Origin of the sequence: Aliiroseovarius sp. M344 (assembly GCF_025140835.1) — a bacterium.
Classification (GTDB): domain Bacteria; phylum Pseudomonadota; class Alphaproteobacteria; order Rhodobacterales; family Rhodobacteraceae; genus Aliiroseovarius.
The window spans coordinates 2,041,499-2,057,381 of the sequence record NZ_CP081153.1; the positions used below are offsets into that span (position 1 = coordinate 2,041,499).

General features: G+C 58.4%; 14 protein-coding genes. 8 read left to right on the forward strand and 6 right to left on the reverse strand.

Annotated features, from left to right (window positions below; all coding sequences use genetic code 11):
• Positions 1-39 precede the first annotated feature (39 nt).
• From K3556_RS09945 to K3556_RS09955, 3 genes are all read left to right on the forward strand, one after another.
• Positions 40-1,332, forward strand: coding sequence for a capsule biosynthesis protein (locus tag K3556_RS09945; RefSeq protein ID WP_260516639.1), 1,293 nt, complete (start codon positions 40-42; stop codon positions 1,330-1,332).
• A 92-nt stretch (positions 1,333-1,424) separates the two neighbouring features.
• A complete protein-coding gene (locus tag K3556_RS09950) occupies positions 1,425-2,573 on the forward strand; it encodes a polysaccharide biosynthesis/export family protein (protein ID WP_260516640.1) in 1,149 nt (382 codons plus the stop codon).
• Positions 2,574-2,586: 13 nt separating this feature from the next.
• Positions 2,587-4,647 carry a capsular polysaccharide biosynthesis protein gene (locus K3556_RS09955; protein ID WP_260516641.1) on the forward strand — a complete coding sequence of 687 codons (2,061 nt, stop codon included), beginning with the start codon at positions 2,587-2,589 and terminating at the stop codon, positions 4,645-4,647.
• Here the strand turns inward: K3556_RS09955 and ribD are convergent.
• The gene (ribD, locus tag K3556_RS09960) at positions 4,632-5,708 is read right to left on the reverse strand and encodes a bifunctional diaminohydroxyphosphoribosylaminopyrimidine deaminase/5-amino-6-(5-phosphoribosylamino)uracil reductase RibD (protein WP_409557776.1); all 1,077 of its coding nucleotides are present in this window, start codon (positions 5,706-5,708) and stop codon (positions 4,632-4,634) included. The genes K3556_RS09955 and ribD overlap by 16 nt on opposite strands.
• A gap of 20 nt (positions 5,709-5,728) precedes the next feature.
• Positions 5,729-6,199, reverse strand: a complete 471-nt coding sequence (gene nrdR / locus K3556_RS09965) for a transcriptional regulator NrdR (RefSeq protein ID WP_260516643.1) — start codon at positions 6,197-6,199, stop codon at positions 5,729-5,731.
• A gap of 218 nt (positions 6,200-6,417) precedes the next feature.
• On the opposite strand from nrdR, the gene K3556_RS09970 reads away from it, so the two are divergent.
• A complete protein-coding gene (locus K3556_RS09970; protein WP_260516644.1) occupies positions 6,418-6,621 on the forward strand; it encodes a dodecin family protein in 204 nt (67 codons plus the stop codon).
• 32 nt (positions 6,622-6,653) lie between these two features.
• Here K3556_RS09970 and K3556_RS09975 read toward each other — a convergent pair whose 3' ends face one another.
• Positions 6,654-7,073, reverse strand: a complete 420-nt coding sequence (locus K3556_RS09975; protein WP_260516645.1) for a secondary thiamine-phosphate synthase enzyme YjbQ — start codon at positions 7,071-7,073, stop codon at positions 6,654-6,656.
• Positions 7,074-7,989: 916 nt separating this feature from the next.
• On the opposite strand from K3556_RS09975, the gene K3556_RS09980 reads away from it, so the two are divergent.
• Positions 7,990-8,442 (forward strand): hypothetical protein, encoded by a 453-nt coding sequence (locus K3556_RS09980; protein ID WP_260516646.1) that lies wholly within the window; start codon positions 7,990-7,992, stop codon positions 8,440-8,442.
• A gap of 35 nt (positions 8,443-8,477) precedes the next feature.
• Here the strand turns inward: K3556_RS09980 and rpoD are convergent, their stop codons facing one another.
• The 3 genes from rpoD to K3556_RS09995 all read right to left on the reverse strand — a co-directional run bounded on the left by rpoD (position 8,478) and on the right by K3556_RS09995 (position 13,261).
• Entirely contained in the window at positions 8,478-10,472 is a 1,995-nt protein-coding gene (rpoD, locus tag K3556_RS09985) for an RNA polymerase sigma factor RpoD (protein ID WP_260516647.1), read from the reverse strand.
• 181 nt (positions 10,473-10,653) lie between these two features.
• Positions 10,654-12,621 carry a DNA primase gene (gene dnaG, locus K3556_RS09990; RefSeq protein WP_260516648.1) on the reverse strand — a complete coding sequence of 656 codons (1,968 nt, stop codon included), beginning with the start codon at positions 12,619-12,621 and terminating at the stop codon, positions 10,654-10,656.
• A gap of 52 nt (positions 12,622-12,673) precedes the next feature.
• A complete protein-coding gene (locus tag K3556_RS09995; protein WP_260516649.1) occupies positions 12,674-13,261 on the reverse strand; it encodes a TetR/AcrR family transcriptional regulator in 588 nt (195 codons plus the stop codon).
• Positions 13,262-13,341: 80 nt separating this feature from the next.
• On the opposite strand from K3556_RS09995, the gene K3556_RS10000 reads away from it, so the two are divergent.
• From K3556_RS10000 to K3556_RS10010, 3 genes are all read left to right on the forward strand, one after another.
• Positions 13,342-13,671, forward strand: a complete 330-nt coding sequence (locus tag K3556_RS10000) for a hypothetical protein (protein WP_260516650.1) — start codon at positions 13,342-13,344, stop codon at positions 13,669-13,671.
• A gap of 109 nt (positions 13,672-13,780) precedes the next feature.
• A complete protein-coding gene (locus tag K3556_RS10005) occupies positions 13,781-15,073 on the forward strand; it encodes a homoserine dehydrogenase (RefSeq protein ID WP_260516651.1) in 1,293 nt (430 codons plus the stop codon).
• Between the two features lie 7 nt (positions 15,074-15,080).
• The gene (locus K3556_RS10010; protein ID WP_260516652.1) at positions 15,081-15,812 is read left to right on the forward strand and encodes a ceramidase; all 732 of its coding nucleotides are present in this window, start codon (positions 15,081-15,083) and stop codon (positions 15,810-15,812) included.
• Positions 15,813-15,883 lie beyond the last annotated feature (71 nt).

A 15,883-nucleotide genomic window follows, 5' to 3' on the forward strand; every position in this document is an offset into this window, starting at 1 on the left:
ACTGAGGCAGCTAAAGCGCGCAAAACGCATGGAAACACGATGAGCACAATCACCGGCCAAGAACGACGGTTCCTGCTTCTGCAAGGCCCACACGGGCCTTTCTTTTGGCAGTTGGGTCGCATGCTTCGTGCCGCTGGTGCCAAAGTGTGGCGCGTAGGTTTCAACAAAGGGGACGAAGTTTTCTGGCGTGATCGCGAGAGTTTCCTGCCCTTTACCGAGCCACACACAGCATGGCCCGACCACTTTTCCGACCTTCTGGATCAACACACTATCACCGATATCGTCCTATACGGTGACACGCGCCCAATCCACGCTCAGGCGGTCGAGATCGCGAAGGCGCGCGGGCTGGGCATCCACGTGTTCGAAGAAGGTTACTTACGCCCCTATTGGGTCACGTATGAGCGTGAGGGGTCGAACGGCAATTCCCACCTGATGCAGATGGGCGTAAGCCAGATGCAGGATATCCTGGCCAATGCCGAACTTGATATCCCGGAAGCGCCAGCCCACTGGGGCGACATGCGCCATCACGTGTTCTATGGCGCGTTGTATCATTGGTTCGTGATGTTCGCGAACCGTCGCTATCGCAACTTCCAACCACACCGGGCATTAAGCGTCGGGCATGAGTTGAACCTTTATCTGATGCGGTTGTTGCTGATGCCCTTTATCGCCGCCGACCGGATCGCCGCCACATTGCGTATCAAGTATGGGGGCTTTCCCTATCATCTTGTTCCGTTACAGCTGGAGCACGACTCGAGCTTCCAAAATCACAGCCCGTTCAATACGATGACAGAGTTTCTTGAAGTTGTGATTGAAGGATTTTCCAGAGGCGCACCGACCCATCATCACCTTGTCTTCAAGGCGCACCCGCTGGAAGACGGGCGTGTGCCCCAGCGCAAAGAAATTCGTCGCATTGCACAGAAATACGGCGTCCTTGATCGGGTTCATTATGTGCGCGGTGGCAAATTGGCAAAGCTCTTGGACCACGCACGATCGGCTGTGACCGTCAATTCGACAGCGGCGCAACAGGTGTTGTGGCGGGGTTTGCCTCTGAAGGTCTTCGGCGACGCAGTCTTTGACAAACCCGAGTTTGTTTCGTCGCAACCGATCGAAGAGTTTTTCGATCTGCCGTCCCGCCCCGACAGCCGCGCCTATCGCGACTATCGTCACTTTCTGCTGGAAACCAGCCAAGTGACGGGTGGCTTTTACGCGTCTCGCGGACGGCGCCAATTGCTGCGCCAAGTGGTTGATATGATGCTGGCAGCCGACGATCCCTACCAAGCGCTTAAGCGTGGAACAGCGGCACCTCGGCAACAGTTGCGCGTCGTAAATTAAGCTCTCAACAAGGAAATACTGGATTTGCCGTACGCTGGCCCGTAGGTTCGCAGGATAATAATCGAGGCAAAATGCCCAGAAGGAGCCGAGCAGTGAACATCGTAGGCAAGACGTCGGTCCGTACAGCGGCCCTTTGTGCGTTGGTCGTATCGCTTAGTGCTTGCGGCCTTCCCCGGACAGGGCCAAACAAAAGCGAATTGATCGCGCAGACGGGCGTTCAATCAAAAGATGCTATCACGGTTCTAGTTGACGATCATGTCACGCGGGCAACAGCAGTCGTCCCGCCGCTGGGCTTCAGCAGTAATTTTGCCAATGCGCCGTTGGTTGGGTCAGATACTGTTCAGCCGGGCGACACGCTGGGTATTTCGATCTGGGAAAATGTTGACAATGGCATTCTGACCACGGCTGGTGCGCCAGCGTCGCTTGAAGAGATGCAGGTCGACGGCTCAGGTTTCATTTTCATTCCTTATGCAGGCCGGATTAAAGCTTCGGGCAACTCGCCCGAGACGATCCGCCGCGTGATCACCCGCAAACTGGCGGAACAAACGCCCGATCCGCAGGTCGTGGTGCGCCGCCTTGCCGGCGACGGATCCACCGTGACCATCACGGGCGCAGTTGGCGGTCAGGGTGTGTATCCGATTGAACGCCCCACCCGCACTCTAAATGCAATGCTCGCCAAGGCTGGCGGCGTTGCCATTTCACCCGAAATTGCAAAGATCAAAGTGAACCGGGGATCTGAAACCGGCGAAGTTTGGTTCGAAGACCTTTTCGATCACCCGGAAACCGATATCGCCCTGCGCGGCGGTGACCGCATTCTGGTCGAAGAAGACACGCGCTCGTTTACAGCACTTGGTGCGACCGGCGGCCAAAGCCGTGTCCGATTTGAAACCCAAACCTTGTCTGCGATGGAAGCCATTGCACAGGTGGGCGGTTTGTCATCTTCCTCTGCTGATCCCAAAGGCGTGTTCATCTTGCGCGATGAGGACGCAGACGTTGCCAATAATGTATTGGGCCGCCGCGACATTAGGGGAACGCAGCGCATGATCTATGTGCTGAACCTGACAGAACCCAACGGCATGTTCATGGCGCGTGATTTCATCATCCGTGACGGGGATACTGTATACGTGACCGAAGCGCCTTATACGCAATGGACCAAAGCTCTGTCCGCGCTGACCGGGTCACTGGCCACGGCAGGCTCGATCGCGTCGCTGAACCAGTCTTTGGCCGGGTCGTCCGATTAATCCCGAGGGCAAAATGGCCCAACCACCTGATATCGAGAAAGCCGCTGAAGGGTCGCCCCTTCGGCGGCTTTATGTTTACAACGGCGGCTTTCTGACCCAATCGCGCATCCGGCGCATCCTGACGCTGTCGGGTTGGGACGTGCGGGTGGGCCTTCCGAAAGACGGCGATCATGTCGGCACATGGGGCAAAAGCCCGACATCGGGTCGGGGCGAGGCCGTCGCCAACCGCCGCGACGCCCCTGTGATCCGGGTCGAAGACGCGTTTCTGCGATCCGTCCTGCCGGGCCGTTCCGGCGAGGCCCCTCTGGGTCTTTTGATCGACGATATGGGTGTTCATTTTGACAGTTCGCAACCCTCGCGGCTGGAACATATCCTTGCGACTGACCCATTGGACAACAGCGACACATTGCGGCGGGCGCGCGAAGCGATGGACCGAATGCGCCACACGCATCTGTCAAAATACAACGCCTTTGACCCGGCCCTACCCGTCCCCGACGCGCCTTATGTGCTGGTGATTGACCAGACCCGCAATGATGCCTCGATCACTCATGCAGGCGCATCCGAAAACACATTTCGCGAGATGCTGGTTGCCGCGCGCCTCAACCACCCGGACGCACGCATCCTTATCAAGACCCATCCGGAAACCACACTGGGTCACCGTGATGGCCATTTCGGAACAGAAGATGAGAACGATCAGGTGCGTCTGATCTCCGATCCCGTCAGCCCGTGGGCGCTGCTGGACGGCGCGCAGGCGGTCTATACCGTCAGCTCCGGGTTGGGGTTCGAGGCGATCTTGGCGGGGCACAAACCCAATGTCTTCGGGCAGCCTTTCTACGCCGGCTGGGGCCTGACGGTAGACGAGCGGCCAGTTGATCGACGCCAGCGAAAGTTGACCCGCGCGCAATTGTTTGCGGGGGCGATGATCCTGTACCCGACATGGTATGATCCCTATCGTGACGCGTTATGCGAGATCGAACAGGTGCTCGACACGCTGGACGCCCGCGCCCGCGCGTGGCGAGAAGACTACCGCGGTTATGTGGCCAGCGGCATGCGCCTGTGGAAACGTCGCCCATTGGCGCAGTTTTTCGCGGATGGTCCGGCGATGATCTTCGATGACAAGGCGGACCGTGCTGCCAAAGGGGCCAGCGATGTTCAGCGACCGCTGATGGTCTGGGCCGGGAAAGAGCAGCCTGCCCACCAAGCCCACACCCCCCTTTTGCGGATCGAAGACGGGGTTCTGCGATCCCGTGGGCTGGGGGCCGAATTGGTTCCGCCCCTGTCGCTGGTCCGCGATGATCTTGGTATTTACTATGATCCAACCCGTGAAAGCCGTTTAGAGCGTTGGATCGCCGCCTCGACCACCCTGCCCGATCACGCCCGCGCGCGCGCCGAACGGCTGATCGGGTCAATCACATCGTCAGGCTTGGGCAAATACAATCTGGATCGTCCGCTGCCCGCCGACCTTGCCGACCTGCCGGTCGGTCGCAGAATATTGGTGCCGGGTCAGGTCGAAGATGATGCCTCGATCCGGTTGGGGACCGATATCGTCACCACAAACCTTGACCTGCTCCGCCGCACCCGGGCCGATAACCCGGACGCGACCCTCATCTACAAACCTCATCCGGATGTCGAAGCCGGGCTGCGCGCGGGCGCAATCCCGACCGACCAACTGCGCGATCTTGTGGATCTGGTGGCAGAAAACGCAGACCCGATCGGTCTGATCGATGCGGTCGACGAGGTTTGGACCATGACCTCCACCCTTGGCTTTGAAGCCTTGTTGCGGGGGTGCAAAGTCACCTGCCTTGGCGCGCCGTTCTACGCTGGCTGGGGGTTAACCACAGATTTGGGCGCGGTCCCCGACCGTCGCACCGCCCGCCCGGACCTGACCGCTTTGGCTCATGCCGTGTTGATAGATTATCCGCGATATCACGACCCGGTGACCGGCACCGCCTGCCCGGTCGAGGTTGTGGTCGAGCGGCTGGCAACCGGAACGCCAACACGCGCCTCGCGGGGCACACGCATCTTGTCGAAATTGCAGGGACTTTTCGCCAGCTACGCCTATCTGTGGCGCTGACGCCAACGGTGCAGAATGTCGCCGCCGATGGCGCGTGTCTCGACCAGATCAAAGCGCGGGGCTTCGGCCAGCCGACCAATCCCCATCGCAGCAAGCGACGGCCGCCCTTCGGCCCCAAGCGCAACCCCAGCTGTGTAGCCCACAAGCTCGTCCACCACCCCAGCGGACAAAAGCGACTCCGCAAGGCTGCCGCCGCCTTCGCAATAGAGGCGGGTCAAACCGCGATCGCCGAGCGCCTGCAAGACCGAAACCGGATCCAGCGCGCCTTGGGTTTCGCCCGCTTCAATCATCTCTGCGCCGATCCCTGCCCAGGCTGACACCAGCTCTGGTGCCGCGCGGCGTCCATGGCAAATCCAGACCGGAATATCGCGGGCGGTCCGCGCCAGTTGACTGTCCAGCGGCAGATCCAGATGACGCGATAACACCACCCGGACCGGCTGATGTTCAACACCAAGCCCACGCACGGTCAGCGACGGATCATCCGCCCGCACGGTGCCCGCCCCAACCATCACAGCATCATGACTGGCGCGCATTGCATGGACATGGCGGCGTGCCTCATCCCCGGTGATCCACTGGCTGTCCCCCGACGCCGTTGCGATACGTCCGTCAAACGAACTGGCCAACTTCAGCGTGACCATCGGGCGTCCTCGCGTCACGCGGGTCAGAAAACCAGCCAGATCGGCGCGGGCTTCGTCTGCGCACAGACCGACTTCGACCATGAGCCCGGCCTCGCGCAAAGCAGCGATACCACCGCCATCCACGCGCGGGTCAGGGTCGCCAAGGGCCACAACCACCCGCGAAACCCCCGCCGCAATCAGAGCCGAAGCGCAAGGCGGCGTTTGTCCGTGATGGGCACAAGGTTCCAATGTGACATAGGCGGTCGCACCGCGCGCCTGATCCCCGGCTTGCGCCAACGCCACCGTTTCCGCATGGGGCCGCCCGCCGGGTTGGGTCCACCCTCGCCCGACAATCCGTCCGTCCCTGACGATCACACACCCCACAGCCGGGTTGGGCGCACAGCGGCCAAGACCCCGTCGCCCAAGCGACAGGGCCAGACGCATATAGCGCGTGTCAGATTGGGTCACTCGTCTTCTGGCGCGACGCCTGGACGAAGCTCGCTTACGAACTTGTCGAAGTCGTCTGCTGCCTGGAAGTTCTTGTAAACGCTCGCAAAACGCACGTAAGCGACGGTGTCGATCCGGGCCAGGCTTTCCATCACAATTTCACCAATGGTTTTTGATGGAATGTCGGTTTCACCCATGCTTTCCAAGCGCCGCACAATGCCCGAAATCATCTGGTCAATGCGCTCCGGCTCAACCGGGCGTTTCTGCATCGAAATGCGGATCGAGCGTTCCAGCTTCTCGCGGTCGAAATCTTCGCGGCGACCGTTTGATTTCACCACCACGAGGTCGCGCAGTTGCACACGTTCATAGGTTGTAAACCGCCCCCCACACGCCGGACAAAATCTGCGCCTGCGTATGGCAACGTGATCTTCGGCCGGACGGCTGTCTTTCACCTGAGTATCAATATTTCCGCAAAACGGGCAGCGCATCGGCCTTCCTCTTCTCTGTTCGGACCTCGGTTTTTGGGTCTTTCGCCCAGTTATCCACAGGTACTATAGGCCAGCCTCTAGGTCTTGTGTAGTAGGAAATATGCGGCCCAACATGCGCCATAAGTTGGGGCAAGGGGGAAAGTTTGATTTCCCTTCCCCTGAAACCCATGCGCAGACTGAAGCACTGTGCCGCAAATTCAACAAAAAGGAGACTGAACATGTCAGTTGCACGCGTAACCGAGATTTCTGCCACTTCATCGAAAAGCTTTGACGATGCCGTCGCAAAAGGCGTCGAGCGCGCTTCGGACACCCTGCGCAACGTCGTCAGCGCCTGGGTCAAAGAGCAATCCGTGAAAGTCGAAAACGGCAAGGTTGCCCATTATCAGGTGAACCTGATGGTGACCTTCGTTCTGGAGGACTAAGCGACAACGCTTACCGCTCTGGGCCATGCGCCTTAAGGGCCTAGATGCGCCGCCACCTGCCGGGTGTGCGGCGCATTTCTATGTTCAAACAGATAAATCCCCTGCCATGTTCCCAAAGCCAATCGCCCCGACTGTATCGGGATCGACAGGCTTGCGGGCATCATCGCCGCCTTAATATGGGCGGGCATATCATCGGGTCCTTCATAAGTGTGTGTAAGATATGACATCGACGGATCCGAGGTCGGCGGCACCAGACGGTGAAAGAAATTTTGAAGGTCGGTCTGCACCTCAGGGTCAGCATTTTCCTGAATAAGAAGCGAACAGGACGTGTGTCGGACAAACAGCGTCAACAGACCAACCTCAATCGGCTGGTCCCTGACCCAATTGGTCACATCTGTGGTGAATTCGTAAAGGCCGGGGCCTTGCGTCTTGATCAAAAAACCATGTCCCATGGCACTGATATGACGTCACCTGCGCAACACACGCAAGGCCCCCATCCTTGGCTTTCCGGCACCTGAGGCGATCAAAGTCAGGTCGGCAGGGCCGGCACCCTATCCGCCTTTGTTCGCGTGAGTGGTCTGCCCTAAAGCACCGGAAACCGCGGTCCCCTATAGCGGAAGTAAAGCGGGACGCCGTGCGACGTGCCCATCCTTCCGCCGCGTTTCCAGCTTTAAAAGCGCGACCAGCCGCCCGGACCGAACGTCCGGCCGGCCATTACGCTGCGCCAGCTGAATTTGCTTGGGAATATTCATTGTTGGCCTCTCAAGGCCCATCTCATATGCGTGTGCGCCCACCAAATTACGCATCATAGCCCCCCAGTTAGAAAAGTATTTTTGGTCAAACATAGCGACCAGTTAATATGTTCATATTATCGCCACATTTCCGCCCCAATTCAAAGGAAACCGAGTCACCTCACGCGCAAATCGACAAAAACAGATTGTTTCCGCGGTGCGTTTCATTTCATTGGGGAATGGAGGGCGCGCATTTCTCCATTAGATGGGTGCGAGAACCCCTGCACGCTCAGAACCGGCATAATTGACCGAGATTCGTTTCCGCTTCTGAACAGCAAACTTCACGGTCAAATAAAGGCAAAAATGTGGCGATAGGCTGAACCACCGCCCTGCCGACATCGTCATTCGACCTTCGAACTCGAACATCGCCGTCGCTGATGCGCGTGCGAAAAATTTTATTACTCGCACAGATATGCTAAACTATCGCTGATCGACGGCTGTTAAATTTTAACATGTTCGACCAAGGTTTGGGTCATCGCCAGCATCAATAACGCGTAACTGCCGGGTTGCCGGCAGACCATATTGCAACCTCTGGACTTGGAAAAAATTCCGCAACCAACACTAGGAGGACCTTTCTATGCCATTCGATATTCATACCGCACCAGACAGCAATCCATATGAAACGATTAGTAATTTCCTATCTCAGCTAAAAAGCTTCCTCAGCGATCTTTTTCGAGCACCGGAAAATTTCGGCCTTACATACAGTTACGACATACAGATGACTATTTTGTCCGCCTTTGACAAAGAAACGAAGTCATCTTTTAAAATCCTACCCGGTCAAATTCGCGACGCTCAACCAGAACAACTCCACGAGCATGGGCTGACCGGCCATTCATTGCATGCAAAGATGACCGGCATAAACTTCATCGCGAAGGAAGTCAGGAAGCAAGCTGTGAAAGCCATTAAGTATTTGCTATCGCTTGTTAATTCGGTCCTTGGGTCGATTGCAGCGATAGCGGGGGCTGCCGGTGCGATCAAAGAAATCAAAGACCTTTTTGAGAACACTACCGAATTCGTAGCCGCTGAATAAGAAGGCGCTAAAAAGCGCCTTCCTAAGCGTCTATCTTACTGATCCAGGAAGGACCGCAATTTCCGCGACCGGCTGGGGTGCTTCAGCTTGCGCAGCGCCTTCGCCTCGATCTGGCGGATCCGTTCGCGGGTCACGCTGAACTGCTGCCCCACCTCTTCCAACGTATGGTCGGTGTTCATGCCGATACCGAAACGCATCCTGAGCACGCGTTCTTCGCGCGGAGTCAGCGACGCCAGCACGCGGGTCGTGGTTTCCTTGAGGTTTTCCTGTATGGCGCTGTCCAAGGGCAGCACGGCATTCTTATCCTCGATGAAGTCACCCAGCTGGCTGTCTTCTTCGTCCCCAATCGGGGTTTCAAGGCTGATTGGTTCTTTGGCGATCTTCATCACCTTGCGAACCTTCTCAAGCGGCATCTGCAGCTTTTCGGCCAACTCTTCTGGCGTCGGCTCGCGACCGATTTCGTGCAACATCTGGCGACCAGTGCGCACCAGCTTGTTGATCGTCTCGATCATATGCACCGGGATACGGATCGTGCGGGCCTGATCCGCGATCGAACGGGTAATGGCCTGACGGATCCACCACGTCGCATAGGTCGAGAATTTATACCCACGGCGGTATTCAAACTTGTCGACCGCCTTCATCAGGCCAATGTTGCCTTCCTGAATAAGGTCGAGGAATTGCAGGCCGCGGTTAGTATACTTTTTGGCGATTGAAATCACGAGGCGAAGGTTGGCTTCGACCATTTCCTTCTTGGCCTGACGCGCCTCTTTTTCGCCCTTCTGAACCTGCTGTACAATGCGGCGGAATTCCGGGATGTCGACGCCGACATACTGACCCACTTGCGCCATGTCGCTGCGCAACTGTTCGACCTTGTCAGTCGAACGTTCAATAAAGCCCTGCCACGCACGGCCCGATTGGCTGGCCATGTCTTCAAGCCATGTGGGGTCCAATTCGCGACCACGATAAGCATCGACAAATTCGCGACGGTTGATCCGTGCCTGATCGGCCAGTTTCACCATCGCCGAGTCAATCGACATGATCCGTCGGTTGATACCGTACAACTGGTCCACCAACGCTTCGATCCGGTTGTTGTGCAGGTGCAATTCGTTCACCAGCTCAACAATTTCAGAGCGCAGCTTTTGATACGCCCCTTCTGCTTTTTTCGAGAAGCTGTCATCTTCGTTCAGGGTCGCGGACATCCGCAGGTCCTGCATTTCAGACAGCTTGTTGTAATCGCGCGCAATCAGTTCCAGCGTTTCAAGGACACGCGGTTTCAGCGCAGCTTCCATCGCAGCCAACGACATGTTGGCGGCTTCATCCTCGTCATCGTTATCATCGTCGTCGGTGGCAATCGGATTACCATCCGCGTCCAGTTCCGGTTCGCTCTTTTTCTTGCCGTCAGAAGATGCAGCACCGTCAGAGCCAGATGCACCCGCAACGCTTTCCGTGCCTTCTTCTTCCTCCATCGCGTTACCAAACGTGGCATCAAGATCAATGACATCACGCAGAAGAATGTCTTCGCTCAGAAGTTCGTCACGCCAGATCGTGATGGCCTGGAAGGTCAGAGGGCTTTCGCACAGCCCGGCAATCATTGTATTGCGACCAGCTTCGATCCGCTTGGCGATCGCAATCTCGCCCTCACGGCTCAGCAATTCGACCGACCCCATTTCGCGCAGATACATGCGGACGGGGTCGTCGGTGCGGTCCAGTTTTTCGGTTTCAGCGGTGGCAACGGTGACTTCGCGCGCACCTGATTGGGTCACCAGATCGGTCGAGCCCTTCTCTTCCTCTTCCGCCTCTTCATCCTCGATGATGTTGATGCCCATCTCGGACAGCATCGACATCACATCTTCGATTTGCTCGGAACTGACCTGATCGGGCGGCAGCACCTGGTTCAGCTGATCGTAAGTGATGTAGCCCTTTTCGCGCGCCTCAGCGATCATCTTCTTGACCGCTGTCTGGCTTACGTCGCCCATCGCGTCGTCGTCTTGATCGTCTTTGCGGTCGTTGGCGGTGTCCTTGGCGGCCATGGGCCCTCCTTGCACTTTGCTTGGCGGTTATGAGGCTTCCGACTTCGGCCGAAAAGATGCCCCACCTCGTCGGTGATTCGGATTGGCCGAATCATCACCCCGAATCAGTGATTCGCCAACCCATTTAACCTGTATTCTTTGCCGGGTCTTTACCAAAAGACCAGACCCTCTGGCGGTGTTGTTATTTCCTTTTCCCCTTTGAGGGGTCGATTTGCGCCAACAGCTTGTTCAACGCATCGCGTTCATCGCGGTTCAAGAGCGTCCCGTTATCAGCAACCTCATAGGTGGCTTTGTCCTCGGTCTGGCTGCGTTGCGCTTTCTGCTGCGCTTCGGCCGCCTGCCCCAACCGCCATGTCATGCCCTCATCCGGCAGCGTGTCCATGTCGTGGGCCGCATCCGCCACTTCGCGCTTAAGCCCGCGCAGCGCTTCCAACTTCATCAGTTCCTGATTCAGGCAGGCCTCGACAGTTTCATCATCGTCCGGGTGTCGCATTGCGGGTGTGATCCGCACATGGTTGAGCGCATAGAGTTTTTCAAGGGCGGCGACCCCCAATCGTTCGGTGATGATGCGTTCCAGCACTTCGGCCCCTTCATGGGCATGGCGCAACAGCACCCGCTGCAATGCGCCATGATCCGGGCCGATCATTTCCAGCCGTTCCATCCGGCTTTCCACCAGTTCCAGCTTGTCCGGGCGTCGGATCAGCACCGCAAGGATCACCGCCTCACGCAGCACCTCTTGCCCCTGTTCATCTGCCGTCGCCAGAAGCGAACTTTTGGTCGATGGCTGCACCGGAGGCGTCTGTGTCCACCCTTTGCCTTTGCCGGGTTTCCACGGAGCGCGTGCTGCACCCTGCCCTTTGGGTCGCGCACGGAACAGGTCCCACCGTTTGTCTTTGATGGCCTGCCCATAATGCGACCGGATCGAGGGATCCTTGATGCGCGCGATCGCGATACGCAGATCTTTGTCCAGCGCGGCCTTGCGCTCGGGGCTGTCGAAAACCTTGCCTTCCGTCTCGCGCCGCCACAGCAGATCAACCATCGGAATGGCCGCGTCGATCAACGTCTGCATGGCTTTAGGGCCACTTTCCTTCAACAGGTCGTCCGGGTCTTTGCCTTCTGGCATGATCGAAAACCGCAGGCTTTGCCCGGCTTCCAACATTGGCAACGCATTGTCGATCACCCGCATGGCCGCCGCCAGCCCGGCCTTGTCGCCGTCCAGCGCGATAATGGGCTCGGGGGCGATGCGCCACAGCAGGCGCAATTGGTCTTCGGTAATGGCCGTGCCAAGCGGGGCGACCGTTGCGCCAAACCCGGCCTCGGACAGGGCGATCACATCCATATAACCTTCGGCAACGATCAACGGCTGGCCTTTGCCTGCCGCCTCGCGCGCCGGGCCCTGATTGTAAAGGCTGCGCCCTTTGTCAAACAACTCAGTTTCAGGCGAGTTCAGGTATTTCGCGCTTTCTTCAGGGTCCATTGCACGGCCACCGAAGGCAATCGCACGCCCACGGGCATCGCGGATCGGGAACAGGATGCGATTTCGGAACGTATCGTAGGGTTTGCCACCCTTGGTGCTGGGTTTGGCCAGACCTGCGCCAAGGATCAGATCATCGGCGACCCCCTTGCCCTTCAGGTGATCCCACAGCCCTTGCCACGCGTCGGGCGCAAAGCCGATTTCCCATCGCTCCAGCGCAGCATCACTCAGCCCCCTGCGCGTCAGATATTCACGGGCCGCAGTGCCTGCGCCGGTTTTCAGCATCAGCCGGAAATGGTTGACGGCCATCTCCATAACCTCGGCCAGCAGCGTGCGGTGATCTGCTTTTTCCTGCGCTTTGGGGTCGCGGGCGGGCATTTGCATCCCGGCTTCACCTGCCAGTATCTCGACCGCTTCCATGAACCCGACATTCTCGGTCTCGCGCACAAATGAAATGGCATCACCCTTCTGGTGACACCCAAAGCAATAGTAATACCCCTTGCGGTCATCGACGTGAAACGAAGGTGTGGCTTCCTGATGGAACGGGCACGGCGCCCACATATCACCCTTGGCCTGATTGGATTTTCGCTGGTCCCATATCACCTTGCGCCCGACAACCTGTGACAGGCTCAGACGATTGCGCAATTCATCTAGGAAACCGGGTGGCAGTGACATGATCTATATATCGGCGTGAAGGCTGCCAGAGTCCAGTGGCCGCCGCACAGGATCAGGCCCTGACAGCACCGCGCACCATGTCCCAATAGATATCGGCCACCGCGTCGCGCGACAGTCGCCCGCCCTCGCGATACCAAGTGTTCACCCCGGTCAGCATGGCAATCAAGGCCATCGTGGTCAGGCGCACATCGGGGGCGGTGATCACCCCTTCGGCGTGGCCTGCCCGCAAGATCGCCTCCAACTTACCTTCATAGGTGCGGCGCAACGCCTCGATCGCCGCGAAATTCTCATCCGAGAGGTTGCGCAGTTCCATATAGGCGATGAATACCGCATCGGGGCGTTCAAGGTGAAAGCGGATGTGAAAACGGGCAAAGGCTTCCAACTGGGACAACGCGCCATCGCCTTTGGGTTCGACCTGCCACGCGCCCAGCAGTTCATCCATATGAGCCTGCATCAGATCATACAGCAGGCTTTGCTTGTCTTTGGTGTAAAGATAAAGCGCGCCCGCCTGCACGCCGACCTCTGCCGCGATCTGGCGCATCGAAACGGCTGCGAACCCGTGCCGTGCAAAAAGCGCAAGGGCGGCCTCGCGCACCTTTGGGCCTGTGATTTCGCTATGTGATCCGGTTTTCCGCGCCATAGTGCAGTGATAACTGAACGATTGTTCAAATCCAACCCAAAGTGTCACGCGCCGCCTTGCAGCCCTACAGGCGGAAAGCTATGATCGCCCAGTCCGCTTGGCCCGAACAGGAGACCGCCCCGATGCCACTGCGCGCTTTGTCCTTTATCGCGATCTTCCCCAGCCTGCTGGTGGCCTGCGCCCCTGCGCCCGATTTCCCAACTGGTGCTGCCGCAAATGCGCCGTTTCCAAAAATCGTGCCAATCAGCGAAATACAGGCCAACGTTGAGACCCAGCAAACCGATGACGGCGTTGACGCATTGGCTGCACGGGCCGCCGACCTGCGCGCGCGCGCCGAAGCCCTGCGCGGCGCAACGGTGGTCGACCCGATGACCGAGGATAAGATGAAGGACGCACTGGACGCGTCCTGAACCGCTTAAACCCCTCAGAAATTTGTCCGAACCTTGCCCCTGTGGATTGCACCGCACGCAGCCATTGGCTACACGTCGCCAAATGACATTACAGCCGACGGAGAGCGACATGAGTGACAACAGCCCCCTGCGCCTTGGGATTGCAGGTCTTGGCACCGTCGGCATCGGCGTGATCAAGATCATCCGTCGTCAGGCAGCCTTGCTGGAAGATCGTGCGGGTCGCCCCGTGGTAATCACCGCTGTTTCGGCCCGGTCACGTGACAAAGATCGAGGTGTCGATCTGTCAGGCTATGCGTGGGAAGACGATCCCGTCGCGCTGGCACAACGCGATGACATCGACGTGTTTGTCGAGCTGATGGGCGGCCATGAAGGCCCCGCCAAGGACGCCTGTGACGCTGCGATTGTGGCTGGTAAAGACATCGTGACGGCCAACAAGGCACTGTTGGCGCATCACGGGCAGGAAATGGCGCTGGCCGCCGAAGCGGCTGGCATTCGCCTGCGCTTTGAAGCGGCAGTTGCAGGTGGCATTCCGATCATCAAAGCCCTGACCGAAGGGCTGGCGGGCAACGAGATCACCCGCATCATGGGTGTCATGAACGGCACCTGCAATTACATCCTGACGCAAATGCAGGCCACCGGACGCGGCTATAACGCCCTGTTCGAGGAATGCGCCGAACTTGGTTATCTGGAAGCCGATCCGAACCTTGACGTGGGTGGGATTGACGCGGGCCACAAGCTGGCGATCTTGTCCAGCATCGCCTTCGGCACACAGGTGAATTTCGACGCGGTTGAGCTGGAAGGCATCCAGCGTATCTTGCTGGAAGACATCGAACACGCAGCCGAAATGGGCTATCGCATCAAATTGCTGGGCGTGGCGCAGATGACAGGCCGCGGGCTGGAACAGCGCATGAGCCCCTGCCTTGTGCCAGACGGCTCGCCTTTGGGGCAACTGGAAGGCGGCACCAACATGGTGGTGGTCGAAGGCGACGCGATTGAACAAGTCGTGCTGCGCGGACCCGGTGCAGGCGAAGGGCCAACCGCCAGCGCGGTCATGGGCGACGTGATGGACATTGCGCGCGGGTTTAAACTCGCGACATTTGGCCAGCCGGCTGACACGTTGCGCCCTGTGACGGGTGTGAAAGCGATGAAGCCTGCCCCCTTCTACTTGCGCATGATCCTGCTGGACAAACCCGGCGCACTGGCGAAGGTCGCTGCGGTTCTGGGCGACGCTGGCATCTCGATCGACCGGATGCGTCAGGTCAGCCATCAGCAGAAATTGGCACCCGTGCTGATTGTTACCCACAAGTGTACGCGTGACGCGCTGGATACGGCGTTGGCCGGTTTGGCAAAAACCGGGGTGGTCGACGGCGAACCAGTGGCCATTCGCATCGAAGAAGTCTGATCCAACGATGGATTGGCTTGCCGCCATCGACATCTATTGCGAGCGGACCGGGCCGGAATTCTGGGCAGAACCTTTGAACGCCCTGTCGAACCTGTCCTTCATTGGGGCTGCCCTTTGGGGTTGGGTCGAAGCAAAGAAGCGTCACCGAACGGACGTGATGACGGTGATCCTGATTGCACTGGCCGCGATGATCGGGGTCGGCAGCTTTCTGTTTCATACATTCGCAAACACATGGTCCGAATTGGCGGACGTGGTCCCGATCTGGACCTTTGTCCTGCTGTTTGTGCTGGTTGCAATCCACCGGATCGGTGGCGTGCGGCCTGGTCGTATTGGCATTGGGCTGGCTGTGGTGGTCGCCGTCTTTGCCCTGTTATTTGCCTTCGGAGGCGACGGGGCCGACAACCAAGCTATCGCCGGACAACCCGAGATCACCCACACACATAGCCACGCCGAAGAACCCGCAAACACTTTGCTGAACGGATCCGAGCAGTACCTGCCTGCGGTACTCGCATTGCTGGCCTTCGCCTTTCTCAGCCACCGCAAGGGGCACCCGATTGCGCCTTGGGTAGCCGCAGCCACAGCGACTTTCATGGTCTCGCTGACCCTGCGCACCCTTGATATGCACCTATGTGCCATCTGGCCGCTCGGCACCCATTTCATCTGGCATCTTCTGAACGGCACGATGATCGCGCTTCTGTTTCAGGGCCTCATCCGAAGTCGCGACGCACGCACCGTCTAAACAGGCAAAAACCGACCAAATCCCTTGCCCCTGCCCCGCCCGGGCACTAAACCCGTGATCAACCAATTTAA

Coding starts and splice junctions, on each gene's coding strand:
- K3556_RS09945 (WP_260516639.1), top strand. CDS start 40: ATGAGCACAATCACCGGCCAAGAACGACGGTTCCTGCTTCTGCAAGGC.
- K3556_RS09955 (WP_260516641.1), top strand. CDS start 2,587: ATGGCCCAACCACCTGATATCGAGAAAGCCGCTGAAGGGTCGCCCCTT.
- ribD (WP_409557776.1), bottom strand. CDS start 5,708: ATGCGTCTGGCCCTGTCGCTTGGGCGACGGGGTCTTGGCCGCTGTGCG.
- nrdR (WP_260516643.1), bottom strand. CDS start 6,199: ATGCGCTGCCCGTTTTGCGGAAATATTGATACTCAGGTGAAAGACAGC.
- K3556_RS09970 (WP_260516644.1), top strand. CDS start 6,418: ATGTCAGTTGCACGCGTAACCGAGATTTCTGCCACTTCATCGAAAAGC.
- K3556_RS09975 (WP_260516645.1), bottom strand. CDS start 7,073: ATGGGACATGGTTTTTTGATCAAGACGCAAGGCCCCGGCCTTTACGAA.
- K3556_RS09980 (WP_260516646.1), top strand. CDS start 7,990: ATGCCATTCGATATTCATACCGCACCAGACAGCAATCCATATGAAACG.
- rpoD (WP_260516647.1), bottom strand. CDS start 10,472: ATGGCCGCCAAGGACACCGCCAACGACCGCAAAGACGATCAAGACGAC.
- dnaG (WP_260516648.1), bottom strand. CDS start 12,621: ATGTCACTGCCACCCGGTTTCCTAGATGAATTGCGCAATCGTCTGAGC.
- K3556_RS09995 (WP_260516649.1), bottom strand. CDS start 13,261: ATGGCGCGGAAAACCGGATCACATAGCGAAATCACAGGCCCAAAGGTG.
- K3556_RS10000 (WP_260516650.1), top strand. CDS start 13,342: ATGATCGCCCAGTCCGCTTGGCCCGAACAGGAGACCGCCCCGATGCCA.
- K3556_RS10005 (WP_260516651.1), top strand. CDS start 13,781: ATGAGTGACAACAGCCCCCTGCGCCTTGGGATTGCAGGTCTTGGCACC.
- K3556_RS10010 (WP_260516652.1), top strand. CDS start 15,081: ATGGATTGGCTTGCCGCCATCGACATCTATTGCGAGCGGACCGGGCCG.